The following is a 23,617-nucleotide window of genomic DNA, read 5'->3' on the forward strand; positions in this document are numbered from 1 at the left end:
CAAGCTCCAGTATAAAGATAGAGGATTATGAAGCTTTCCCACCTATGTATGTCTTTAACACCTTAATGTCTTTGAGGGAGCATGCGTTTGCCTCAAAGGGATTTTCGTCTACCACGATAAAATCGGCCAGCTTGCCTATTTCCAAGCTGCCAATATAGGGGTCATGCATGATCGTACTTCCGCCTTCAGTATAGCAATAAATCGCTTCTTTCGTGTCCAAAACCTCATCGGGGGTTGCTGCTGCAATGGGAATGCCCTCAAATTTGCCTCTCGTCACCGCGGCATATATGGTCTCCCAAGGATTCAACTTTTCAACGGGAGAATCCGTGCCGAAGGCCATCGGTATGCCTGAGAAGTAAATGCTTTTGAAGGGGTGTATGAAGCTTGCCCTTTTCATGCCCAATCTTTCCATTGCCCACCAATCGGAAATTACAAAATGAGGTTGAACTGAGGCATATAGTCCCAAGTCCTTCATGCGTTTAATTTGATCGGGTCTCAAAACAGAAAGATGCTCGATTCGATGTCCGCGGTCACGTATTTCAGTTTCCTGAAATACGTCAAATATCATGTCTATAGTGGCGTCGCCGATCCCGTGAATGGCCAGTTGCAAATCGGTGGCATCGGCCAGCTTTACCAGTTCAGTGAGCTCTTCCTTACCAATGTTTGGAAATCCCTGCTGGTCTGGTTGGTCTGCGTAAGGTTTGGTCAGCCATGCGGTGCGGGCACCTAGCGATCCGTCGGCAAGGATTTTTATCCCCTGTATTTTAAAAACATCGTCGCCAAAGCCCCTTTTTATGCCGAGCTTTTCGATAGCATCGAGGAGTTCAATGTCCTCGTACATCCTTTCTCCAGTTTGACATCTTTTGCCTGGTTCTAGATATATCCTGACCCTTGTTGTACTTTCTTTCTCGTACCACATAGACATCAGCGCGGACAGCATCTTTCGGTCGCAGCTTACGAATCCTAGGGAAGTTAGCCCCAGGCTTGAAGCGTAAACAAGGGCGTCTTTTATCATCTTTTTGCAATCTTCATGCGTAAGACTTTGCTTGAAGGCATCCCTGGCGCGCTGAAAATCTCCCTCGACAACTATACCGGTGGGGGATGAGATGCCCGTAACTTCTAAAGCCTTGGAATTTAAGACGGCCGCGTGCAGGCACACCCGGGAAAAGACTACAGGCCTTTTATTTTCTACTGTGTCCAGGTCGTCCTTGGTTGGCCATCTTTTTTCGCTGAAAAGTTCCTGGTCCCAACCATGTCCCAAGATCCAAGGTGTCGTCACGTTTGAGGCAAAGTCTTGCAGCTTTTCTTGAAGCTCGCCTATGCTTTTGGTGCCTCTCAAGTCAAGTGAGTTCAAGTACATTCCAAGCTCGTCGATGTGCAGGTGGGAATCTATGAAGCCCGGCAAAACGCATTTTCCGTTTAGATCTACGATGTCCCCCTCCAGGGATTTTGCCTGTTCGGCGATTTTTTTGCTCGATCCTAACGATGCCACCTTACCTTGGACGACCAAAAAGGCTTCAAAGGGTTGATCAACCTTGACAGTGCTGTAAGCCTTGCAATTGACAAATCCGGTAACGCAACTCATGTCTTTTCTATCCTCCTGTTTATCGTGTCAAATTGTTTCCTCTGAATTATAACCCTTAATTTGCGACATCATAGTGTAGGGTATTCAAGCATTCGTGTATCTTTTGTTAGGACAAAGCTTGACAGAATCTAGAAGAGTGATAAAATACAATTAAGGTTCAACAAAATAGTACTATGTTCCAAATTATTGAACATTGAGGTGACTTGAATGAGGAGAACCACTCTTTTAAAGAAAATGATTAACGACCCAGAGATCTTGGTAATGCCTGGTGCCTATGACGTCCTTTCGGCACGATTGATTGAAGCTGCTGGTTTTAAGGCAGTTCAGTGTTCTGGATTTGGTTTCGCGGCATCTTTATTAGGACTACCCGATATTGGCATTTTAAGCAGTACGCAGATGCTTGAAATAACGCGTAATGTTTGTCATGCCGTGGATATTCCTGTAATGGCCGATGGTGATAACGGGTTTGGGAATGCAGTAAACACCTATTATACTGTTCGCGAATTTGAGGCCGCAGGTGTAGCGGGCATCAATTTGGAAGACCAAGTTAGCCCCAAAAGGTGTGGTCACATTACGGGAAAACAATGCATATCGGCCGAGGAAATGGTTCTAAAAATCAAGGCGGCCAGGGAAGCTGCCAAAGACCCCGATTTTGTAATCAACGCTCGGACCGATGCTTATATGGTCTTGGGTATAGATGAAGCAATTCGCCGTGGAAATATGTACGCCAAAGCCGGGGCCGATCTGATCTTTGTCGAAGCTGTGACCTCCGTTGAAGGCATAAAACGAGTGATAAAGGAGATCGACGCTCCTGTTTCTATAAATTTGCTTCAGGGCGGAAGAACACCTCTTGTTACCATTCAAGAACTCCAGGAATGGGGAGCTGCCAGGGTTAGCATTCCTGTCACTGCCACTATGGCAGCTGCGTGGGGCGTAAAGCAGGCTCTGGAGTACATAAAGGAGAATGGCACCATAAAGGGTCTACCTGGCGTGATCAGCTTTGAGGAGTTTGCCAACCTTGTAGCACTAGATGAGATCAGAGATTTGGAATCGCGTTATCTCACTGACGAAGAGATATCGATGAGATATCAAAGCCGCGATGGTCTGGAAAAGGCAAAGGCAGAGCACCATTAGCATGTACCAAGGGAGTGCGTGCATCAGATGAAAGAAAAAGTAGGAGGTACTTCAATTCGTCGAGCCCTAAAAGTCCTATCGGCCTTCTCGGTGGAGGAGCCTTTTCTTGGAGTAAGTGAAATAGCCAGAAAGGTTGATTTACCAAAAAGCTCTGCCCATTGGCTCCTTCAAGTGCTCCAGGAAGAAGGTTATGTTTGTCAAGATTCAAAAACCAACAAATATCGCTTAAGCGTAAAGCTCTTTCATTTAGGCTCTATCGTAACTAATACTATGAACATCAATTATGTTGCCGGATCTGTAATGGAGCGATTGCGTGACATAACAGGAGAAACCGTAAACCTTTATGTTCTAGAGGGTTTTGAACGAGTGTGCATAAAACAGGTAGAAGGTATACACCTTGTAAGACAAGTGGTTCACTTGGGTCAGAAAGTTCCTGCCTATTGTGGTGCAGCCGGAAAAGTGTTATTGGCATGGCAATCAGATGGTTTTATCGAAAAAGTAATTTCCCATACACAACTTAAACCTCTGACGAAAAACACCATCTCCGATGCCGCCCTCTTTAAAAAGGAACTTGCAAAGATAAAGGAAGAAGGGTATGCGATAAGTTATGGAGAACGAGACATGGAAGTGGTAGCTGTAGCCGCACCCGTCTTTGATAAAGAAGGTGAAATTTTAGCGTCATTGAGCCTTAGTGGACCTATTTCCCGTTTTGACGTAACAAAAGAAATAACTGATGAAGTCAGAGGTGCAGCTGAGGAAATTTCATATCAGTTGGGTTTTCCTGGAGACTTAGAAACCATTGTGCCAAATGAGAAACAGGTTAAATAAATAAAGAATAAGCTGTCGAAAATGATCTTTGTCACTTTTGCGCGATGGAATGTAAGATTGTAACGTTAAATTACATTAAAAAAGTTATATTTAAAATAAAAGGAGGTATACACATGTATCGAAAAATTGCAGCAAGTATTTTGATGGCGTTTGTTATTGTTGGTTCTTTTTTGGGGGCTTCTTATGCTGCAGAATTTGTTCGAATTGGCACCAGCAGTATTGGGGGCGGTTTTTACTTAATAGGCAATACAATAGCTCAAGTGGGAAATCAATTAAAAATCGGTATCAACTACACGGCCGTCACGGGTGGTTCTACGAAGAATTTAATTTCACTATCAAAGAAGGATGTGGAATTTGGCCTTGCGCAATCTGCAGCACTCGACGAGGCCTATAGAGGGATTGGTGGATTTGAAGGACGCCCTCTTAAACAACTTCGTTTTGTGACGGCGGTTTATCCAATGCCAGCCCATGTCTTAGTAAGCGGCGAGGGAATTGATTCTATCACTGACCTCAAAGGCAGGAAGGTTGATTTTGGTCCTATTGGTGGTGGCATAGAAACGAATTGTCGCATTGTGCTTGGCGCTTATGGTATAAAAGATGAAGACATTAAGATTGATCGCTATGGTCGCTCAGAGGTCGTAGAAGCTCTTCAGACAGGCACTGTCAATGGTCATATATGGTTTACTACCTATCCAAACGCTCAAATCCAAGAAATGCTTACTAAGAATGTACGCCTTTTGCCTATTGATCCAGAACACCGCGATGCAATTCTGGAGCAATATCCTTTCTTTACTCTATCAGTTATACCTGCTGGCACTTACAAAGGATACGACCACGATATCCCTACTGTTGCTGCAATTGGAGCCTTAATTACCTATGCTGATATGGATGAAGACGTTGTTTATAAGACTGTTAAGATGATGTATGAAAATTCACAACTTTTGAAAGATCGTCTTCCGAGTTACTTTTCCAATTTCAGCATCGAGAATGCACTTAATGGGTGTTCTATAGAAGTACATCCAGGAGCACTAAAGTATTATAGAGAATGTGGCTTAGTTAAATAGATTGTTACAAAGAAGATAAGCCTTTATGTACTTAGAAAATTGAAGAGGCGGGTGTTTTTTGTGAGTTCTCCTATACCTTTTGTTTCATCGGGTGTGTCTGATGATAAAGATGTTTCTAATAAAGTTAGTAAACGGCGAACTTTACATGGCTTTTCGGGCAAAATTATCAGTATTTTAGCTGTTTCTCTTGCTGTGTTCCAGCTTTATACAGCTTTTTTTGGAGTGTTGCCTACAATGCAGCAACGAAGTTTCCATGTAGCTTTTATCCTGGCTATGATCTTCCTTTTGTATCCTGGAGCAAAAAGTTCACCAAGAAACAAAATTTCATTAGTGGATTGGGTACTAGCTTTAGCCGCTGCCGGTTGCTCTCTATACGTTTTTTTAAGTTATGAAGATATCGCTCTTCGAGCAGGGATTGTATATAACTATGAATTAGTACTGGGCGGAATTTTCATTGCATTAGTTTTTGAAGCGGGACGTCGCGTTCTTGGATATGTCCTTCCTAGCTTTTGCTTTCTCTTTTTGCCTTTCGCCTATTTTGGGCGTTATTTACCTGGTCCACTTCAGCATTTTGGTTTATCAATTTCGCGAATCATTGAAGAACTATATCTTACAACTGATGGCCTCTTTGGTCTTGTGACGGGAGTTTCTGCCACTTATATATATCTGTTTGTTTTGTTTGGAGCTTTTTTGAGTTCTACAAAAACTTCTGAATTTTTCAATGATATCGCTATGGCTTTGACTGGACATCGAAAAGGCGGACCTGCAAAAATCGCAGTATTGTCTAGTGCTCTTGTGGGAACGATTAGTGGCAGTACATCTGCTAATGTGGCTACTACAGGTACATTTACGATTCCACTAATGAAACGAATAGGCTATGAACCGCACTTTGCTGCAGCCGTAGAAGCAGCCGCTTCTACGGGTGGCCAAATTATGCCCCCTATCATGGGAGCCGCAGCTTTTATTATCGCTGACACTCTTAACATTCCTTACCTTATGGTTTTAATGGCGGCAGTTGTTCCTGCAATTCTCTACTTTTGGGGTATTTGGTGTTCCCTTAGCTTGGAAGCTTCAAAATTGGGTCTTGAAGGTCTTCCTAAAAATACGTTACCCAATGTCAAGGATGTACTTTTGACTAGTGGCTATAAGGCAATTCCACTTTTTGTTATAGTGTACCTGTTAGTCAAGGGTTATAATCCTCTTTATGCAGGGTGTTGGGGTATATTCAGTTGTATTGTACTTAGCTTTGTTAAAAAATCAGATCGATTAGACCTCAAGACTCTAATAGCTACCCTTGAAGATGGATCCAAAGGGGCTCTTTCAGTTGCTATTGCATGTATTATAGTAGGTATAGTCGTTGGCACAATGGGTGCAACTGGCGTTGCCCTTCGCATAGGGGATGCAATTATTGCAGTTACTAAAGGCCACCTAGTGCTAACGCTTATAGTAACCATGGTTATAACAATTTTATTCGGTATGGGAATGCCTACAACTGCAAGTTATGTTATGGCTAGCGTTGTTGCCGCTCCTGCTATAGTTTTACTTGGTGTTAATCCCTTGGATGCGCATCTATTTGTTTTTTACTTTGCTGCACTTGCGACAGTAACACCTCCTGTTTGCGTGGGGGCTTATACTGCAGCTGGCTTAGCTGGATCAGATCCCAATAAAACTGCATTTTCGGCAGTTAAATTAGCTCTCTCCGGTTTTATCGTACCCTTTATCTTCATTTTAGCTCCGGAGATATTATTAACAAATGTATCTAGTTGGTTGGTAACGATCCAGGCTATCATTTCAGCGATCGTTGGCGTTTTCTTGCTTGCATCTGCTGCAGAGAACTATATGATGGCTCCTCTTCGTTGGTATGAACGTATTTTAGCTCTAATTGGTGCATTAGGATTGCTTTATCCGGGAACGCTTTCTGATTTTTGCGGATTAGCGATATTAGTAGTTCTTTGTATGGTTACGAAAAGACGACAATATTAATAATGAAAGTTATATTTATGCTAAGTGATTTAAATATATTTTTAACATTAAATTATAATTCCGAAGAAAATGATTCATATTAATAGAGTTTTTCTGATGATTACTAAAGATAGAGGGGAATTAAAAGCATGAAAGAATTAAAAATACTATCACCTTGTGGTATTTTGGGCTATGGTTATCCAAGAAATTCTTTTGAGAATGGCTTAAAAAGAAAACCCGATCTTATAGCAGTTGATGCTGGCTCTACTGATGCTGGTCCGCATAAGTTAGGAGCTGGTGTAGGCATTGTAAGCAGGCAGGCTACAAAAAAAGATTTGGAACCGATGCTTATTGCTAGTTATGAAATGCAAATACCTGTTATCATTGGATCAGCTGGGGGTGCAGGAGCGAAGCCTCACGTGGAATGGACAATGGATATAATAAAAGAGATTGTAAGCGATAAAGGACTCAATTTCAAAACAGCCGTAATATATGCTGATGTGGACAAGTCACATGTTCGAGAAAAAATTGCAAAAAATGAAATCAAACCACTTGGCCCTGCTCCTGAATTGACTAAGGAAGCTCTTGATCAAACAAACAATATTGTTGGGCAAATGGGTCATGAGCCGATTGTTATGGCCCTAGAGAATGGAGCTCAGCTTATTGTTGCAGGTAGAGCCTATGATCCTTCAGTATTTGCAGCTTATCCTATTTATAAAGGCTTTGATTCAGGATTGGCCTACCATCTTGGCAAGATACTAGAATGTGGAGCTTTATGTGCTGAACCAGGAACGACCAAGGATTGCATAATGGGATATTTGAGGGACGACCATTTCTTAGTAGAGCCTTTAAACGAAAAGAGAAAATGCTATACCACCTCTGTGGCAGCACACACTCTTTATGAGAAAGATCATCCCTATCATTTGCTAGGACCTGGCTCTGAGCTAGATCTATCAGGCTGCACATTTGAACAATTTAAAGAAGGTATCGTTAAGGTATCGGGTAGTAAATATCTAAAAAGCGAAAGGTATACCATAAAATTAGAAGGGGCTGCACAGATTGCCTATCGGACTCTGGTTATTGCAGGAATAAGGGATCCCATTATGATAAGTAACATAGAGGAAATTAAAGGAGAAGTCATTGAACAAGTAAGTGACTATTTTTACGAGATACCAAACGATCAATACAAAATTTTGTTTCACCTTTATGGCAAGAATGGCGTAATGGGACCTCTTGAACCAGAGACAGAAGTTAGTCATGAACTTGGCATTGTGATTGAAGTTGTTGCCGTCACGCAGGAGTTAGCAAATACCATTTGTGCAGCTGTTAGATCTACATTAATGCATTTCCCTTATAAAGGAAGAAAAGCTACTGCTGGAAATCTCGCATTTTTGTATTCTCCATCAGATATTCCTTTTGGTCCTGTTTATAAATTTACCATTTATCATTTGGACTTTGTTGCCGATCCATGTGAGTTGTTTTCTACTAAATTTGTTGATCTTTGATAAGTGGAGGTATATTTATGAGTAAAACAGTTTCGCTCTATGATCTCGCTAAGGTTTTAAGGAGCAAAAATGCTGGTCCATTTGAATTGACATTGGATGTAATTTTTGAAAGCAAGGAAAGCTATTTTTTGGTTAAAAATTCAGGTGTAATTACAAGGGAATTAATTTGCAAATTGTATAATATTAAAGGAGAAGATGTATTTCATCTCGTTTTTTTTGACCAAGCCTTGGCTTTTAAGGTTACTATGAAAAGACATGTTGACTCGGGCAGCGTAGGAGATACGGACGTATATGGAGCTCAGCAGCACGCGCCATTAATGAATATTAGTATTCCTGCTAAAGAATGAATGTATACTTTAAGACACGCTCGATGAGTTTTGTTGAAGGTGTTATTTCTACGATTTTTGGGAACATAGCATGATATAATAAGTAGAAAACAAGAAATTATAAAATCGGTTGAAATATAACATTTACTTTGTAATGGATAGTAATAAACAACGTACTCTATGTTACACAAAAGATACAGATGAGAGATAGTATCCTTTGCTTTTTATAAATTCCTCGTCTAATCTAAAAAGAGGAAGTGGCAATTTGCGAGACCAAAGGCAACCAAGCCAGTTATCATTAGGGGCAGAGGGCTTTGGAGGAGATAATCCCTTAATCTGCTTCCCTTTGGTGGAAAAAACGCCCGATGCTGTCTTAGAGGAAACAAAAACAGCAGTTGGAGGGTCTCCCGATGTTATCGAGCTTAGAGCTGATGCTTGGAACTTCATAACTGACATGCAAACTTCTTTGAATATGCTTAAAGAAACCAGAAGGTTGACCAACGACATCCCTTTGCTTTTGACTTGCAGGAGCCATCTTGAGGGTGGCTTTCAAAAAGTGGCAAGCAAAACGAGGGATGTTTCATATATGTTTTATATAAAGAAATCGCCTTTGGTGGCGATATCGCTAAGGTAGCCGTCATGCCCCAGTCCATGGAGGACGTATTGACATTGCTTGCTGCGACGTTGCTGGCAAGGCGCGAGCTTCCCAAAACCCCCTTGGTCACCATGCCCATGGGACCGTTAGGCTCCATAACCCGAAACGCAGGTTTGCTTTTTGGTTTGGATTTGACCCAGGCCTTGAATTCATGAGACGAGTTTTCAGAAATCACTTTAGTCTGTGAAAATCTTACAGGTACTTTAGAGCTGATCAGAAAGTCCCAATGGCGAAGTAACGCCTGACATGCAACTCCATGCGTTTAAGTAAAAATATAGCTGGCCCTGCTAAAAGAAGCGCTAAAGCTGGGCCTTTACTTATTCCCGTACTAACAAGTCTTTGCAACTAGACTTTGCTTTGTATATAATCAAATACTTACAATGAAACAACATACCAAAAAATAGCCTTTGACTCGAGTGCTGGTATTATCCAAGACTCAGCGAGTGTGATATAAAGAATATATGCTCCAACGGAGATATTTCGAGACGAGTTTGTTTGTACGCAAATAAGCACCTGGATGATTTAGTTGTGACGAAGGAGGCGAAGGATGGTGTCTACATCTCGAGGCGGAGCAAAAGAAATAGCGCTTGGAGCACTTTTTGCTGGTCTTGTTGCTGTTGCCACTATGATTCATGTTCCCATGCCAGGATATAGAATTTATTTCAATCTTGGCGAGGGGGCGTTATATTGTATTGCTCTTCTAATGGGATCTAAATACGGTGCAATTTGCGGCGGGATTGGTGGCGCGCTTGCAGATATTGTGCTCGGATATCCTCTTTGGGCTCCTTTTACATTTTTAATTAAGGGGATCGAGGGATTTTTGGTAGGCAAGATGAGACATAACAGAAAAAAGGCAGTAATTACAGGGGCATGTGTGATGATTGCCGGCTACACCTGTGCAGCTGGCTTTCTTTACGGCTGGAAAGTTGCTCCTATAGAGTTTTTTACTGATCTTGCTCAAACAGGGGTTGGAGCAGTGATCGCCCTGATCGTTCTCCCTCACATAGAAGGACCGATAAAAAAGATTTTCTTCAGGTAATTTAAGGCATTATAATTTGAAAAGACAAATGTCTCCAAGAATTTCTTGGAGTTGCTATGGTTTATTCAGGTATGTTATTTTGTACCTTGTAGACTGCGTAGCTGGCAACAGAATGACAATTGCGAAGTCTTTTAGTGGACTAAACTTGGTATCACGTAAAGACGACTATGCTAGATATGATTTTTTGATGTCGGTTTAAAAATTATTTTCAGATTCTAATGACTTCTCTAACTCTCCTTAATTTGCCCGCCTACAGCTACTCCGAGTTCTTTCGCGCGATTTAGCCAATCGTTTTGCTCTATATCGCCAATGTCGTAAACGTTGTAGGCACATACTTTACCTGCCACGTTGAGGCCTAAAAGGGAAGTAGATCGGTCAAAGGATTCCAAAACACCATTAAAAGCGCTTTCGTATATATCCCCAGCAGTAGCTAGCAATACGCATTCCTTGCCAGTAATGACGCTTTTTGTTTTTTCTGAGATGTATGGCAACATTCTATCCCAAACGACCTTGATTTGAGCGCTCCAACTATACCAGTAAACGGGCGTGACGAATACGAGTACATTTGATTTATCTATGGTCTCGTACAGTTGAGCCATGCCATCGTCTATTATGCAATGTTTGTCTTTTGTCCAGCATTGCCTGCAATCAGTACATCCTTTTAACGTCATGTCTTGGAGCCTAAAAAATATTGTCTCTGCTCCTTTTGATTGAGCTCCTGCAGCAAAAGCTCTGGCTAACCTTTCGCTGTTTCCGTTGACCCTGGGACTTCCTAAGAAAAAGACGATCCTTTTCATATCCGTACTCATTATTTCTGCTGGCTAAAGGCTTGCCAGCAACTCATCTCCTTTCTTGTTCTGGTTTATAAGTCTTTTAATTTTGTCGACAATCTATCAGTTAATGTTGCAAAGCTATATTAACTGTCATTTTTAAATGTCATGATGTTCAAAGCACTAATATAATCTTACCATCTTTTTCTTGTATTTCCCTTGACAGATATCCCTCGTTGAGTGATACTAAATGCAAATATCGTAACACGAATCGGAGGGAGCTTTGATGAACCATACATCGAGAAGAATTGTGATCGGGATATTGTTGGCATTTTGCACCTTTGGCTTCGTTTCACCGTTATGGGCACATTTTCAGGTTATATTGCCAAGCAACAACATCGTTTCGCAAGGCGGAGACACAAATTTAGAATTAAAAGTACTCTTTACCCATCCCTTTGAACAGCAATTAATGGACATGGAAAGGCCGCGTCAATTTGGAGTTGTGATACGTTCGGAAAAGATAAATCTCTTAGACACTTTAAGGGCAAATACTTCTGAGGAGGGCCTAAAGAGCTGGGAGACTACCTACAAAATTAAACGACCGGGGGATCATGTTTTCTTTGTAGAACCAACCCCTTACTGGGAACCTGCTGAAGGTATATTTATAATCCATTGTACTAAGACCGTCGTAAATGCCTTTGGAATGGAGGAAGGCTGGGATAAACCGGTAGGGCTTCGAGCCGAGATAATTCCGCTTACCAGGCCTTACGGGTTATGGGCTGGAAATGTCTTTCAGGGGAAAGTCATTGTTGATGGTGAGCCTTTGAAAGGCGCCGATGTGGAAGTTGAATTCTACAATGAAAAGTCATTGGTAAAAGCACCTGCCGATGCCTACATGACTCAAGTTGTACGAACAGATGATCAGGGAATATTTACCTATGCTATGCCCTGGGATGGTTGGTGGGGATTTGCTGCTTTGGCAGAGGCTCCTGAAAAAGTAAAATCTCCGGACGGCAAGGAAGAGGTTGGAGTTGAGCTTGGAGCAGTTTTGTGGATAAGGGCTGAAAAGGTAAAGTAAGGTAAAGTAAGGTAAGGTAATGCATATTTCTGAAGGAGTTCTTTCTGTTCATACTTTGGCCATTGGAGCTGCGTGTGCAGTTATAGGCGTTGCGGCTGGCCTAAAAAAAATGGAAATAGACAAAGTGCCTCGCGTGGGAATAGTATCTGCGGCATTGTTTGTTTCTTCGTTAGTTCACATTAACGTTGGGCCAACGAGTGTTCATCTTGTACTTAACGGCATAGGAGGGCTTCTGTTGGGCCTCAAGCTTTTTCCTGCGTATCTCGTTGCTCTATTTTTGCAGGTGTTGCTGTTTCAATTTGGAGGGCTTGCGGTGCTCGGCGTAAATACTTCTACCATGGCATTATCAGGGATTATAGGGGGCTATTTGGGCAGGTGTATCATTAGTTCCGGAAAGCCGCCTTGGCTTGGTGGAGCAATTGCAGGGGGAGTAGGCGTTGTTTTAGCTGGTGTATTTACGGCACTCGCTCTTGCTTTTAGTGGAGACGTATTTGTTGTTACAGCGAAATTAGTTTTATTTGCTCACATTCCCGTCGTAATCATTGAATCAATAATAGGTGCTTTTGTCATGACGTTTATCTTCAAAGCGATGCCTTCTTTTGTAGGAGAGTGCAAAAAATGGGAATAAATATAAGGTTGAAACCATTGATCGTTATGGCAGTTATAATTTTTTCTACAGTAATATGCCCCTCTGTGGCCAATGCTCATAAATTAAACGTCTTTGCCTATTTCGAGAATGATGCCGTAGTGGGCGAAGCTTACTTTAGCGATGGAGCTCCGGCAAGAGATTGCGATGTAGTTATAAAAGACCTACGTGATGACGTGGTTATATGTAAAAGTCATACTGACAAAGAAGGTAAGTTTGTTATAAGCGTCGGTGCTTCAAAGAAGGGGGATTTTTTGATCATTGTTAACGCTGGCATGGGTCACCAGGGTCAAACAACGATAAGTCTTCCTGCGCAGGAAGACGTCTTGACCACGCGGGCAGGCGAGAAAAGCTACTTTGAAGAAAGCAAAGACGAAGACGAGTTACTGCATTTGAGGGAAGAGGACCTCCTTTCATTGATGCGGACGGCTGTGCGGAGCGAACTTGATCCTCTACGCAATGAGTTATTACAACTACGCAAGGAATTATCAAGCCCTGGTTTCAGTGAGATTATGGGGGGCATTGGATATATATTCGGTTTAGTAGGAGTTATCTTATGGGTCAAGGGGGAGAAGAAGTCGTGAGCGTAATTAACGTTCATGCGCTAGATTATCATGATGAAACTTCATATGGTTTTTTGAGACGTGTCCCGTCCAGTTTAAAGGTTGTTTTGACGTTGGCTGTAGCCATATGCATCGCTGTTTTAAATTCTTTTTCGGCACAAGTTTTTCTGCTGGCCTATTCTATCTTTTTGGTTGCAATTTCTCGCATACCCTTAAAAACTTTGCTGAAACGCTTAATTGCTTTGGATGGGTTTGTCTTGATGATCTGGTTAACACTTCCCTTTTTTTCTGAAGACGGGATGCGCATGGCAGCTCTCATTACGATTCGCGTTCACGCTGCGGTATTAGCTTTTATGGCCCTACTGCAAACAACATCTATGCCAGAATTATTGCAGGCTTTAAATCAGCTCCACATTCCTCGCAAATTAATCGTTTTGCTTCATTTCACCTATAGATACGTGCATGTTCTGGGTGAAGAGGCTCTAAAAATTCAACATGGCATGATTTTGAGAGGATTTGCTCCTTCTTTAAATCTTTCTACTTTCCACACTTACGGCAACTTAATCGGCATGTTGTTAATACGAAGCATTATGCGCTCACAGCGAGTCTACGATGCAATGCTTCTCAGAGGGTTTGATGGCTCATTTCCTTTTTCTACACATCAAGCCAAGCTTTCTCGTCCTGACGTCATTCGAATAGTCATGCTTTTTGCTTCGCTAATGGGGTGTTTGGTGGTATGATGCCGTTGTTACAAGTTGAAAATCTTTGTTTTGCCTATCCGGGCAATCCTATGCTTTTTAAGAATCTTCATTTAGAGATTTTCCCAAAGGAAAAGGTATGCATAATTGGGAAAAACGGCGCAGGTAAAACTACACTTTTTTATATAATCATGGGTTTGCTGGGTCCGCTGCTAAAAGGCAAGATCATACTTGAGGGAAAGGAAATTAGAACGAAGAAAGACCTGCGATATCTCCGACGAAAAGTAGGCTTTCTATTGCAAGACCCTGAAGATCAGTTGTTTTGCCCTACCTTATTTGACGATGTCCTTTTCGGCCCGTTAAATATGGGACTAAGCAAGGATGAAGCATTTACAAGGGCGTGGCAAGTTTTAAAAATGTTAAACATCGAAGATTTGGCCCACAAACCTCCTTACGCTCTTTCGGGAGGCCAAAAACGCCTGGGAGCTTTGGCTGCTGTACTTGCAATGGACCCGGAACTTCTATTGTTGGATGAACCATCAAACGGCTTAGATGAAGATGCGTGGAAAAATCTTATATTCATTTTACGAAACATTGATAAAGCCATCGTTATAGCCTCGCACGATACAAATTTTTTGGAGCACGTTGTCTCCCACTGGTATGAGCTTTCCTCCGGAAAACTTAGATTTTTATCCAAAACGCCTGGGAGAATTTTGTAAAAAATATTAGATTAGAAATTAGTCTTTAGACAAATTTACTAAGAAGAAATTAACACCTTCCGTTTTAGTTTTCACCAGTTGTTTTTAGGGCAAACCGAGATTCGATCAAATGGCATACATTATGAAATAGCAGCTTTTGGATTGATCGAAGGAGTAAATAAAAGCTGCTGTAAAATTGCCTTTTTCGTAGTATTATTAATAATGATTCCCTGCAATAAAAAAAGAAGAGTTTCTGCTATTAATTCAGCGTATTGCTATATTATCTAATACTTGCGTGCAATGTGCTTGTAATTTTGTGTAAAATTGGCGTTCTACTTGCCAGATCGAGGAAGGTGTGGTATTTATTAATGGGCGATGCGACTAGGAGACCTTTGATAATGATGTTCATAGTCGCTCTAGTTTTAGTTCCTTCCTTCGTTGCTGCGGTACGCAGCAATATGATCTATAACGCAGTCGAGATTTCTAATGTTGTAATATGTGAAGATTTAAATCATGATCTGACTCCTATTAGGAGAATCTCCGATTCTTTCAATTTCCCCTACGGAATAACACAGGTATGCGTTGCTTTTAGTTATTGTGGAAGAGGCTATTTTGAAACACATGTTGAATGGTTCTATGAGGGCAAGTTGATACACAGTGAGGAAGTTAATTTGGACGGAAAGGGCACAAGGATCTTTTACTTGTTACGTGATGATGGAGCGCCGCTGAAAAAAGGGTTGTATGAGTTTTCGATAGTATGTATGGGAGAACGTTTGTCCAACATTTCGTTTTCGATTGGGGGTATGATTGGTGAAACTTTTCCTTGATACAGCAAATATTTCTGAAATTGAAAAGGGCTTACAGTGGGGAGTAATTAGTGGCGTTACCACCAACCCTTCTTTGGTGGCGAAGGAAAAAGCCTCATCATTTCATGAACATGTAAAGAAAATAGCAGATATTGTAAAGGGTCCAGTAAGCGCCGAAGTCATATCAACTAAAACGGATGATATGATCAAGGAAGCTAGAGTGTTAAGTGCCTTAGATCCTAATATAGTAATAAAAATACCCATGACCAAAGAGGGCATGTCAGCCACTAAAAAACTTTCCGAGGAAGGTGTCCCTATAAATGTAACGCTAGTTTTTTCTCCTCAGCAGGCGTTATTGGCGGCCTTAGCTGGAGCAACTTATGTAAGCCCCTTTATAGGTCGTTTAGATGACATTGGCGAAGATGGAGTTGGGTTAGTATATGACATATCAAAGCTTTTTTTGGTTCATGATTTCAATACCCAAATAATTGCCGCAAGCATCAGGCATCCACGCCATGTTTTTGAGGTAGCTGCAGCTGGTGCTCATATCATTACGCTTCCCTTTAAAGTATTGGAGCAGATGTTCAATCATCCACTGACCAACATAGGAATAAAGAAGTTTCTAGAAGATTGGGAGGTATATATTAAAGACCATGGGAACTAATGCCTTAGAAGACAAAGCAACAGAAAGCACAAAGAAATTAACGGTAGAGGAAGAGCAAGAAGTGGTTACAGCAGTTCCGCGCCCCAGGTATACTTTTAGAGATTTGATGAAGGCGACAATCCAGGAGTTGCGACAGATTGCGAAGGAAATCTCCGTTCCCTCAGTTACAACACTTAGGCGCAAAGATGATTTAGTGGTCGCTATTTTGGCAAGACAAGCGGATAAACTTGGATTGCGATTTAGTGGCGGAACGTTGGAGATATTGCCCGAAGGATATGGCTTCTTGAGGCACGCGGGATTGTTGCCGAGCGATCAAGATATATACGTTTCTGCGTCTCAAATTAGGCGCTTCGATTTACGCAACGGAGACGTAGTGTGGGGCTTAGTAAGACCTCCGAAGGATCAAGAGCACTACGATGCCTTGCTAAGGGTAGAGATGGTAAATTTCTCTGATCCGGAGATGTCAAGACAAAGGCCTTACTTTGAACGTCTCACGCCTATATTCCCGAATGAAAGACTGAAGCTTGAAACCCGACCAGAGATCTTATCCACCCGCTTAATAGACCTCTTCGCTCCCATAGGAAAGGGACAAAGGGCTTTAATAGTCTCTCCCCCAAAAGCTGGCAAAACGACGCTTCTAAAGGAGATTGCCAACGCCATTACGGTAAATAATCCTGAAGTTATACTTATGGTTCTTTTAATCGACGAAAGGCCGGAAGAAGTCACGGATATGCAACGTTCCGTAGATGGAGAAATTATAGCTTCTACCTTTGACAGGCCTGCAGAAGAACACATAAGAGTTGCAAATTTAGCAATCGAGAAGGCAAAACGCCTTGTCGAAACGGGCAGAGATGTCGCCTTGCTTCTAGATTCCATTACCAGACTCGCCAGAGCATCTAATCTAGTTGTCCCGCCCTCTGGAAGAACGTTGTCTGGAGGAATGGATCCGGTTGCGTTGTATTTCCCAAAGAGATTTTTTGGGGCCGCAAGAAATATTGAAGAAGGCGGAAGCTTGACAATAGCAGGCACAGCCCTAATTGATACGGGAAGCAGGATGGATGATGTAATCTACGAAGAATTTAAGGGTACCGGCAATATGGAAATTCACCTCTCGCGCAAACTAGCTGAACAAAGAATTTTTCCCGCCATGGATCTTCTTAGATCTGGAACAAGAAGAGAAGAATTGCTTTTAAGCGAAGAAGAACTCACGAAGATATGGACGTTACGTCGAAGGATTGCCAACCTCGATGAAGCGGATGTACTAAATCTAATATTGGAAAAACTAAGACAAACGTCATCGAATAAGGAATTTCTAATGACTATTAAAGTTTGATATTTTGAGGTTGCATTCTTTTCATTTTTAGGTTAACTTTATCCTGGACTGCAGCAATAGCCTGGATTTAGTAGGAGGGAGAGAAATGCCCGAACACGATAGCTCGGATAGTAATTCCTTTAGAAAGAGGTTTGATTTTTTTATCTTCATTGGTTTGATGATTTCAGCCACGATGTTTATTACCGTTGCTGCCCTGCAAAGGTCCAAAAGCGAGGCGTGGGAAAACTTTTTGGAGGGAAAAGAGTACAGTCTTCCGGGATATCTGATTGTTGATGTGACGGATCTGCTTATACCCGAAGGAGATTACAATGCCATCGGCCCGCTCCCCGAAGGTTCAGGAGCCATCGTGTTTAGTGAAATGAGACTAGAACTTAGTGAAGGCGAAACGGTAGAAAATGAGAGCATCGAAGTTGAAGAACGGCTGGGTGAGTTAAAAAAGGAATACTTAGATGGCGATGATTCAGGCTTTGAATCAGCCAAAAGTAGCGAGAATATAAAGTTTCAAGAAGCAGCTCCTGACTATCGTATTCATGAAGTCCAGCAAGGAGAGACGCTAGAAACGATTGTTAAAAGATACGCTGAATATGGGATTTCTGTGGAAGATATCGCTAAGGCCAATCAAATAAGCAATATTCACAAACTAAACATCGGCGATGTGCTTTTGATACCGACATCAAAAGAAAAGGTGGAAGTAGTTTTAAAAGAACTGCTAAGCAGGAGGGCCAAAGCCGAGGAAGAGGCTAAAAAAGCTTCCAAAATAGAAACACACACCTATGTAGTTCAAGAGGGGGATAATCTTTGGTCCATAGCGAATAAGGTTAATCTAGATATTAACACTTTGTTTGGATGCAATGACTTGAAAAACCCGGATGTCCTAAAACCTGGTACTAAGTTGAGGATACCTAATCAGGATGGAATATTTTACAAAGTTGCAAAGGGCGATACCCTGAGCGAGATAGCAAAAAAGTATGGAATTTACGCGGAAGCCATAGTTTCTGCTAACTCTATTGACGGTGCGACAACTCTGGTAGCCGGTAGTGAAATATTTTTACCGGGCGCAAAAGAGCTTAACATCTCATCCCGCTCCACAGCAGCTGGCGATCACAGCGCCTCCGCGAGTTTTAGGTGGCCATTAAGAGGTAGGTTAACGAGTCGTTTCGGGTACCGAACGGATCCGATTACCAGGCGTAGAGATTTGCATACGGGACTGGACATATCGGCACCGAGGGGTACTCGAATAGTTGCGTCTGCAGCTGGTCACGTGGTTTACGCCGGATGGATGGGAGGTTATGGGCGAACGGTCGTAATTGATCATGGGAGAGGCTATAAGACGCTTTATGGTCATTGCAGCAGCATCTCGGTCAAGAGAGGCCAGAGAGTTAGCGCTGGTCAGGTCATTGCAAGAGTAGGAAGCACAGGGAGAGCTACAGGGCCACATTTGCACTTTGAGGTTAGAAAGGGCAACGTGCCTGTTAATCCTTTGAAGTATTTGAGGTGACGTATATGATCAAATTTGGGACAGACGGGTGGCGTGGGATAATAGCTGACGATTTCATCGTAGAAAATGTCAAGAAAGTTGCTTGGGCAATAGGTAAATATATCCTTGAAGAATCAGGAGAGGGTGCCACTCTTTTGGTGGCACGAGATGGCCGTTTTCTGGGGGAAAGGTTCGCAAGGATTTCAAGCCAGGTCTTGGCAGGCATGAAACTTCGACCAATTGTACTCGAAGGTCCCACAGCTACGCCCGTGTGTGCCTTTGCGGTAAAACATTTAAATGCCGAGGGAGCGATAATGTTTACTGCAAGTCATAACCCCCTCGATTACCAAGGGCTAAAGTTCATTCCTTCTTATGCTGGGCCTGCAATTCCCAGCATAACCGATAAAATCGAGTCATATATTGCTACAGCTCCCCCTGATGTCAAAATACTTGAAAAAGATACAGAATGCTTCGATCCTACTGATGTTTATATATCTCATATAAAAAACTTGGCTCAAGTTGAGGGGAATGGTCAAAAAATAGTCATCGATACTTTGCACGGTGTGGGCGGAAGGTATTTACCGAGAATCTTAAAAGAATCAAGGTTTGAAGTGACGGCAATACATGAAGACTTGCGTCCCGATTTCGCGGGATTGAGCCCTGAGCCAAAAAAAGAAACGTTAAGGGAACTTGCATGCAAAGCCAAGGAATTAGGTGTCATTGGACTTTCCACCGATGGAGATGCTGACCGCTTTGGAGTTGTCGATGTGGATGGCGAATTTTACCCTGCCAACTATATTCTGGCGATTCTTTACTCTTATTTATTGGAATTGGGCAAAAGAGGTGGCGTGGCAAGGACTGTAGCTACAACTCATATGTTGGATGAAATCGCCAGACATGAGGGTCAACCCGTTTGGGAGACCCCCGTGGGATTTAAATACCTTAGTCAGTTGCTTTTAAAGGAAAATGTTTTGCTTGCCGGAGAAGAGTCGGGCGGTGCTTCTATATCGGGACACGTGCCTGAAAAGGACGGCATCTTGATCTGCCTCCTTGTTTTAAAAGTGGTTTGCGAGACAAAGCGTCCCTTAAGGGCGTTACTTGATGATCTATATGACAAAATAGGCGCGAGGTATGTATCGACCAGAATTGATTTTAATATTACTCATGAGCAAAAGGAGAAACTGGTGGCTTTAATCGGAGAATGGCAAGATAATACTTTTTGCGGTGAGGATGTTTTGTCAATAAAAAGGGATGATGGCCTGAAAATAGTATGCGACAAAGCGTGGGTTTTGCTCAGGCCTTCGGGAACGGAGGACGTCGTGCGCCTATACATCGAAGCTAAAAGTGATGATATTTTAGATAAATTTAAAGCCGGCGCAATAAGGGTGTTTGGACTTGATGCAAAATAAGCAATTTTAACCATGTTATTCTGTTTTCTCTTTGATATCCTTGGCCGAGAGAAGAGTCTCCTCGGCCTTTTTAGATGATATGATCATATAATCTTGGGGCGTTGCGAAGGTGAATAAGGCATACGATGGAGGTAAGCTTGAATGAATAAATTTATTTTTGTTACAGGAGGAGTCGTATCGTCTCTTGGAAAAGGCATAACAGCAGCCTCTCTTGGGTTGTTGCTCAAGCGGAGAGGATATAAGGTAACGGCTATTAAGTTGGACCCCTATATCAATGTGGATGCAGGAACAATGAATCCCTATCAACATGGAGAAATTTTTGTTACAGACGATGGTGCGGAAACTGATTTAGATCTTGGGCATTATGAACGTTTTATAGATGAACCTCTTGCAGCTAAGAATAACGTAACTACCGGTCAGGTTTATTCTTCGGTTATAAAAAAAGAACGGGAGGGGAAGTATCTGGGGGCTACCGTTCAAGTCATTCCTCACATTACGAATGAGATACAAGAAAGGATCCTGAAGGCTGGCGAAGGTTACGACGTGATTTTGGTCGAGATCGGAGGAACTGTGGGGGACATAGAAGGACAGCCTTTCTTGGAGGCTATAAGGCAACTTGGTTATAGGGTAGGCCGAGAAAACGTTGTTTATTGCCATGTCACCTTAGTTCCTTTTATTCCCACTGCCGGAGAGTCAAAAACAAAGCCAACACAACATAGTGTGAACGAGCTTAGGCGGATAGGAATACAGCCCGATATAGTAGTCTGCAGGACAAGTCGCCCACTAAATGATGAGTTAAAAGACAAAATAGCCCTGTTTTGTAATGTTAAGAAAAAAGGCGTGATCGAGGCTATAGACGTCGATAACATTTACGAAATTCCGATGCTTTTGCAAAACCAAAACTTCGATGTCATGGTCATGGGAATGTTGGGTCTTGATAGAACTGATGAGCCCGATCTTCGGGAGTGGGAGGATTATCTGCGGCGAAGTAAATCGCCCTCAAAAAGAGCCGAAATAGCATTGGTAGGTAAATACGTTGGCCATAAGGATGCTTATCTCTCGGTAAACGAGGCTATAGAGCATGCCGCCGTAAATAATGATGCTAAAGTTTGTGTTCGTTATATTGAGGCCGAGGAAGTTGAGAGACTTGGTGTTGACACCCTTAAAGGGGTAGATGCTATCCTTGTCCCAGGGGGGTTTGGTAGAAGAGGCATCGAAGGTAAAATTATGGCAGCGCGATATGCGCGCGAAAATTTAATTCCCTATTTTGGCTTGTGCCTCGGGATGCAGATAGCTGTGATCGAATTTGCAAGGAATGTATGTTCCATAGCATCGGCTCATAGTTCCGAGTTTGATCCCGGGACTCCTAATCCAGTAATCCATTTACTCGAGGAGCAAAAAGATATTTCAAAAATTGGCGGAAGCATGAGGCTAGGTTCTTATCCTTGCGAGATAAAAACAAACACGTTGGCTTACAAAGCGTACGGATTGTCTACGGTGTACGAGAGACACCGTCATAGATGGGAGTTTAATAACGATTATAGAAATCGCTTGGAAAAGGAAGGCTTGATTGTTTCAGGGGTATGCCTTGACGGAAATTTGGTAGAAATAGTTGAGTTAAAGGATCACCCTTGGTTTGTCGGCGTCCAGTTTCATCCCGAGTTCAAATCGCGTCCAACCAGGCCACATCCTCTTTTTGCTTCGTTTATTGAAGCAGCTATAAGGCACTCTCAAGGGTAGCATTAAAAAGAAAGGAGTAGCTGCCATGAAGTGGAAAGCGCTTTTTGCTATTTTAACGGTAGCATTGATCGTCTCAGCAAGTATGATTGCAACGGGAGAAGAAGCTGTTGATCGACCTCCTTTTGAGATTTTAGCACATATAGAGACGTTGACTTACGGCCAACCTAAAAGCGGTGGATTAATATCTCGTTTAGCTGAGATTGAGAAGGCTTATTTTGGGAGGGAATTACCCGGAAGTCTTGCCGAAAGACAGCAAGCCTTTTTAAACTTTTTAGAGAACGGACTTCCCGAACAGCCATCTTTTATCTTTAAGCTGGGTGTCGCCGAGTGGATTGTGACACAGCAAGTAGGTGAGGGGAACTTAAAGGAGCGCCTCGAGGCTATAGAAAAGTTACTGGAGGGCGAACCGAATATTGAAGGGCCTTTTGCCATGAGGTTGGAGCGTATAATTGGCTTAATATTACCAGAAGGAGTTCTTTGGGAGGAAATTGAAGTTCCGAAGGAAAAAGTGTTTAAAGTGGCGTTGAAAAATTCCCTGTCCCCTCAGGAAGTTAAGGTTGGTGACCCTGTCGAACTTGTGCTCCTGGGAGATTTCGTCGTGGACACCGCCTTGATTGCTCCCTCTGAAAGTCGTGTTCTGGGCCATATCGATAGCATAAAGCCCCCTAGAAGTTTTGGAAGGTCTTCGGAAGTAAAAATAGCTTTTGATCACATCGTTCCTCTCGATGTGATCAATAAAATACCAGTAATGTTAGGCCCCGAGGCTGAAAAGGCAAGTAAGGCTGATGATACTGTCGTGGCTGCGGCTGGAGCAAGCTTTGTGGGCGCCATTTTGCTTGGGCCTTTGGGGTTAGCTGGAGGTGCTTTGGTTAGGGGAGACGTTAAGAATATTCCCGAGGGTACTCCATTTTATTTGGAAACAGCCAATATCACCACTGTTAGAGCTTATCCTGTTCCTGAAGTATTGCATAGCATAATACGCCCCTCTGAAGTTCCTCAGCCGCCAGAGGAGGAAGAGGAGAATGATACAGAATCATCGACAAAAAGTGTGAAAGATAAAAATGCAAAAGAAAAGTGAGAACATTTAGAGAAACAAAAATTGATTGGTCAAATCAAATGATATCAGGGCGGTTTGACTAAATAAAAGACGATGGTTATTGTTGGAATATTCGCGCATTAACGGAGGGGTTTGTAATGAAAAAAATTGTGGTCGTTTTGACTTTGTTTGCTGCGATAGCCTTTGGCGGTTTGGCGTATGCTCTTGATATTTCCGATATAATAGGGGTCATTGGGGGAGGATTTCTGGTAGAAACTATCGCAGAACCTCTTAACGATTTTATAAATACCGTGACTATAAACAGAGGTGTTGCGGCGGAGAACATGACAAAAGTTGTGCCGATAGTTTCTGCCGGTCAGGGGACCCGCATTGGTGCTGCACAAGTTTCCGGACCCAAATCTGCCGTAGATGCGACAAAGGCTGTTGCTAGAATAGATGCTGTTTTTAAAGATCGTTTCAGGATAGAAATCTTAATACCCATAGATTCGCTTAATCCCTTAGAGCGATTTAGAAGAGTTCAGGGCGTGGGGGTCTCGGCCGTCATTGACTATAAACTTTAAAAAGAGGAGAATTCTCTCTT

The 23,617-nt window shown here is 42.4% G+C and carries 24 protein-coding genes; 22 read left to right on the top strand and 2 right to left on the bottom strand.

The features are described from left to right. Window positions 1-25: 25 nt before the first annotated feature. Window positions 26-1,585: an amidohydrolase gene (locus AC5SXE_RS11385; RefSeq protein WP_433913094.1), complete on the bottom strand. Its 1,560-nt coding sequence runs from the start codon at window positions 1,583-1,585 to the stop codon at window positions 26-28. Window positions 1,586-1,792: 207 nt separating this feature from the next. Here AC5SXE_RS11385 and AC5SXE_RS11390 point away from each other — a divergent pair, with 207 nt between their 5' ends. From AC5SXE_RS11390 to AC5SXE_RS11430, 9 genes are all read left to right on the top strand, one after another. Next, window positions 1,793-2,719 carry an isocitrate lyase/PEP mutase family protein gene (locus AC5SXE_RS11390; RefSeq protein WP_493917378.1) on the top strand — a complete coding sequence of 309 codons (927 nt, stop codon included), beginning with the start codon at window positions 1,793-1,795 and terminating at the stop codon, window positions 2,717-2,719. Between the two features lie 27 nt (window positions 2,720-2,746). Beyond that, window positions 2,747-3,547, top strand: coding sequence for an IclR family transcriptional regulator (locus AC5SXE_RS11395; protein WP_493917379.1), 801 nt, complete (start codon window positions 2,747-2,749; stop codon window positions 3,545-3,547). Window positions 3,548-3,660: 113 nt separating this feature from the next. Further along, window positions 3,661-4,611: a TAXI family TRAP transporter solute-binding subunit gene (locus tag AC5SXE_RS11400; RefSeq protein ID WP_493917380.1), complete on the top strand. Its 951-nt coding sequence runs from the start codon at window positions 3,661-3,663 to the stop codon at window positions 4,609-4,611. A gap of 60 nt (window positions 4,612-4,671) precedes the next feature. Beyond that, a complete protein-coding gene (locus tag AC5SXE_RS11405; RefSeq protein ID WP_493917381.1) occupies window positions 4,672-6,594 on the top strand; it encodes a TRAP transporter permease in 1,923 nt (640 codons plus the stop codon). A gap of 128 nt (window positions 6,595-6,722) precedes the next feature. Beyond that, entirely contained in the window at window positions 6,723-8,078 is a 1,356-nt protein-coding gene (locus AC5SXE_RS11410) for an acyclic terpene utilization AtuA family protein (RefSeq protein ID WP_493917382.1), read from the top strand. 17 nt (window positions 8,079-8,095) lie between these two features. Beyond that, window positions 8,096-8,425 (top strand): DUF4387 domain-containing protein, encoded by a 330-nt coding sequence (locus tag AC5SXE_RS11415; protein ID WP_493917383.1) that lies wholly within the window; start codon window positions 8,096-8,098, stop codon window positions 8,423-8,425. Window positions 8,426-8,669: 244 nt separating this feature from the next. Next, entirely contained in the window at window positions 8,670-9,038 is a 369-nt protein-coding gene (locus AC5SXE_RS11420; protein ID WP_493917384.1) for a type I 3-dehydroquinate dehydratase, read from the top strand. Between the two features lie 5 nt (window positions 9,039-9,043). Further along, window positions 9,044-9,214, top strand: a complete 171-nt coding sequence (locus AC5SXE_RS11425; protein WP_303883237.1) for a type I 3-dehydroquinate dehydratase — start codon at window positions 9,044-9,046, stop codon at window positions 9,212-9,214. A 395-nt stretch (window positions 9,215-9,609) separates the two neighbouring features. Next, window positions 9,610-10,098: an ECF transporter S component gene (locus AC5SXE_RS11430; RefSeq protein WP_303883249.1), complete on the top strand. Its 489-nt coding sequence runs from the start codon at window positions 9,610-9,612 to the stop codon at window positions 10,096-10,098. Between the two features lie 227 nt (window positions 10,099-10,325). Here AC5SXE_RS11430 and AC5SXE_RS11435 read toward each other — a convergent pair whose 3' ends face one another. Beyond that, the gene (locus tag AC5SXE_RS11435) at window positions 10,326-10,895 is read right to left on the bottom strand and encodes a flavodoxin family protein (RefSeq protein ID WP_493917385.1); all 570 of its coding nucleotides are present in this window, start codon (window positions 10,893-10,895) and stop codon (window positions 10,326-10,328) included. Between the two features lie 259 nt (window positions 10,896-11,154). Here AC5SXE_RS11435 and AC5SXE_RS11440 point away from each other — a divergent pair, with 259 nt between their 5' ends. The 13 genes from AC5SXE_RS11440 to AC5SXE_RS11500 all read left to right on the top strand — a co-directional run bounded on the left by AC5SXE_RS11440 (window position 11,155) and on the right by AC5SXE_RS11500 (window position 23,597). Beyond that, window positions 11,155-11,946, top strand: coding sequence for a DUF4198 domain-containing protein (locus tag AC5SXE_RS11440; protein WP_493917386.1), 792 nt, complete (start codon window positions 11,155-11,157; stop codon window positions 11,944-11,946). A gap of 19 nt (window positions 11,947-11,965) precedes the next feature. Continuing rightward, window positions 11,966-12,574, top strand: coding sequence for a cobalt transporter CbiM (gene cbiM / locus AC5SXE_RS11445; protein ID WP_310846969.1), 609 nt, complete (start codon window positions 11,966-11,968; stop codon window positions 12,572-12,574). Continuing rightward, window positions 12,565-13,176, top strand: a complete 612-nt coding sequence (locus tag AC5SXE_RS11450; protein WP_493917387.1) for a NikL family nickel/cobalt ECF transporter subunit — start codon at window positions 12,565-12,567, stop codon at window positions 13,174-13,176. The genes cbiM and AC5SXE_RS11450 overlap by 10 nt, the downstream gene beginning before the upstream one ends. Then, complete coding sequence (gene cbiQ, locus AC5SXE_RS11455; RefSeq protein ID WP_493917388.1) at window positions 13,173-13,895, top strand: cobalt ECF transporter T component CbiQ; 723 nt, start codon at window positions 13,173-13,175, stop codon at window positions 13,893-13,895. The genes AC5SXE_RS11450 and cbiQ overlap by 4 nt, the downstream gene beginning before the upstream one ends. Continuing rightward, complete coding sequence (locus AC5SXE_RS11460) at window positions 13,892-14,572, top strand: energy-coupling factor ABC transporter ATP-binding protein (protein ID WP_493917389.1); 681 nt, start codon at window positions 13,892-13,894, stop codon at window positions 14,570-14,572. The genes cbiQ and AC5SXE_RS11460 overlap by 4 nt, the downstream gene beginning before the upstream one ends. 377 nt (window positions 14,573-14,949) lie before the next feature. Beyond that, window positions 14,950-15,378 (top strand): hypothetical protein, encoded by a 429-nt coding sequence (locus tag AC5SXE_RS11465; RefSeq protein ID WP_303882491.1) that lies wholly within the window; start codon window positions 14,950-14,952, stop codon window positions 15,376-15,378. Further along, the gene (gene fsa, locus AC5SXE_RS11470; protein ID WP_493917390.1) at window positions 15,362-16,021 is read left to right on the top strand and encodes a fructose-6-phosphate aldolase; all 660 of its coding nucleotides are present in this window, start codon (window positions 15,362-15,364) and stop codon (window positions 16,019-16,021) included. The genes AC5SXE_RS11465 and fsa overlap by 17 nt, the downstream gene beginning before the upstream one ends. Continuing rightward, on the top strand, window positions 16,011-17,354 hold the full coding sequence (gene rho / locus AC5SXE_RS11475) for a transcription termination factor Rho (protein ID WP_310846957.1): 1,344 nt from the start codon (window positions 16,011-16,013) through the stop codon (window positions 17,352-17,354). Before fsa ends, rho begins: the two co-directional genes overlap by 11 nt. A gap of 85 nt (window positions 17,355-17,439) precedes the next feature. Beyond that, window positions 17,440-18,852: a LysM peptidoglycan-binding domain-containing protein gene (locus tag AC5SXE_RS11480; RefSeq protein WP_303882486.1), complete on the top strand. Its 1,413-nt coding sequence runs from the start codon at window positions 17,440-17,442 to the stop codon at window positions 18,850-18,852. Window positions 18,853-18,857: 5 nt separating this feature from the next. Continuing rightward, complete coding sequence (locus tag AC5SXE_RS11485; protein ID WP_493917391.1) at window positions 18,858-20,240, top strand: phosphohexomutase domain-containing protein; 1,383 nt, start codon at window positions 18,858-18,860, stop codon at window positions 20,238-20,240. Window positions 20,241-20,381: 141 nt separating this feature from the next. After that, the gene (gene pyrG / locus AC5SXE_RS11490; RefSeq protein WP_303882480.1) at window positions 20,382-21,980 is read left to right on the top strand and encodes a CTP synthase; all 1,599 of its coding nucleotides are present in this window, start codon (window positions 20,382-20,384) and stop codon (window positions 21,978-21,980) included. A gap of 25 nt (window positions 21,981-22,005) precedes the next feature. Further along, window positions 22,006-23,058: a hypothetical protein gene (locus AC5SXE_RS11495; protein WP_303882478.1), complete on the top strand. Its 1,053-nt coding sequence runs from the start codon at window positions 22,006-22,008 to the stop codon at window positions 23,056-23,058. Window positions 23,059-23,174: 116 nt separating this feature from the next. Further along, window positions 23,175-23,597, top strand: a complete 423-nt coding sequence (locus AC5SXE_RS11500) for a hypothetical protein (protein WP_303882477.1) — start codon at window positions 23,175-23,177, stop codon at window positions 23,595-23,597. Window positions 23,598-23,617 lie beyond the last annotated feature (20 nt).

Source organism: Acetomicrobium sp. (assembly GCF_059026225.1).

Excerpts from the sequence above, each read along its gene's own strand:
- AC5SXE_RS11425 (WP_303883237.1), top strand. The coding sequence starts at position 9,044 with ATGCCCCAGTCCATGGAGGACGTATTGACATTGCTTGCTGCGACGTTG.
- AC5SXE_RS11465 (WP_303882491.1), top strand. The coding sequence starts at position 14,950 with ATGATGTTCATAGTCGCTCTAGTTTTAGTTCCTTCCTTCGTTGCTGCG.
- pyrG (WP_303882480.1), top strand. The coding sequence starts at position 20,382 with ATGAATAAATTTATTTTTGTTACAGGAGGAGTCGTATCGTCTCTTGGA.
- cbiM (WP_310846969.1), top strand. The coding sequence starts at position 11,966 with ATGCATATTTCTGAAGGAGTTCTTTCTGTTCATACTTTGGCCATTGGA.
- AC5SXE_RS11385 (WP_433913094.1), bottom strand. The coding sequence starts at position 1,585 with ATGAGTTGCGTTACCGGATTTGTCAATTGCAAGGCTTACAGCACTGTC.
- AC5SXE_RS11415 (WP_493917383.1), top strand. The coding sequence starts at position 8,096 with ATGAGTAAAACAGTTTCGCTCTATGATCTCGCTAAGGTTTTAAGGAGC.
- AC5SXE_RS11480 (WP_303882486.1), top strand. The coding sequence starts at position 17,440 with ATGCCCGAACACGATAGCTCGGATAGTAATTCCTTTAGAAAGAGGTTT.
- AC5SXE_RS11485 (WP_493917391.1), top strand. The coding sequence starts at position 18,858 with ATGATCAAATTTGGGACAGACGGGTGGCGTGGGATAATAGCTGACGAT.
- AC5SXE_RS11390 (WP_493917378.1), top strand. The coding sequence starts at position 1,793 with ATGAGGAGAACCACTCTTTTAAAGAAAATGATTAACGACCCAGAGATC.
- AC5SXE_RS11495 (WP_303882478.1), top strand. The coding sequence starts at position 22,006 with ATGAAGTGGAAAGCGCTTTTTGCTATTTTAACGGTAGCATTGATCGTC.
- AC5SXE_RS11410 (WP_493917382.1), top strand. The coding sequence starts at position 6,723 with ATGAAAGAATTAAAAATACTATCACCTTGTGGTATTTTGGGCTATGGT.
- AC5SXE_RS11435 (WP_493917385.1), bottom strand. The coding sequence starts at position 10,895 with ATGAAAAGGATCGTCTTTTTCTTAGGAAGTCCCAGGGTCAACGGAAAC.
- AC5SXE_RS11400 (WP_493917380.1), top strand. The coding sequence starts at position 3,661 with ATGTATCGAAAAATTGCAGCAAGTATTTTGATGGCGTTTGTTATTGTT.
- AC5SXE_RS11500 (WP_303882477.1), top strand. The coding sequence starts at position 23,175 with ATGAAAAAAATTGTGGTCGTTTTGACTTTGTTTGCTGCGATAGCCTTT.
- rho (WP_310846957.1), top strand. The coding sequence starts at position 16,011 with ATGGGAACTAATGCCTTAGAAGACAAAGCAACAGAAAGCACAAAGAAA.
- AC5SXE_RS11395 (WP_493917379.1), top strand. The coding sequence starts at position 2,747 with ATGAAAGAAAAAGTAGGAGGTACTTCAATTCGTCGAGCCCTAAAAGTC.
- AC5SXE_RS11440 (WP_493917386.1), top strand. The coding sequence starts at position 11,155 with ATGAACCATACATCGAGAAGAATTGTGATCGGGATATTGTTGGCATTT.
- AC5SXE_RS11450 (WP_493917387.1), top strand. The coding sequence starts at position 12,565 with ATGGGAATAAATATAAGGTTGAAACCATTGATCGTTATGGCAGTTATA.
- AC5SXE_RS11460 (WP_493917389.1), top strand. The coding sequence starts at position 13,892 with ATGATGCCGTTGTTACAAGTTGAAAATCTTTGTTTTGCCTATCCGGGC.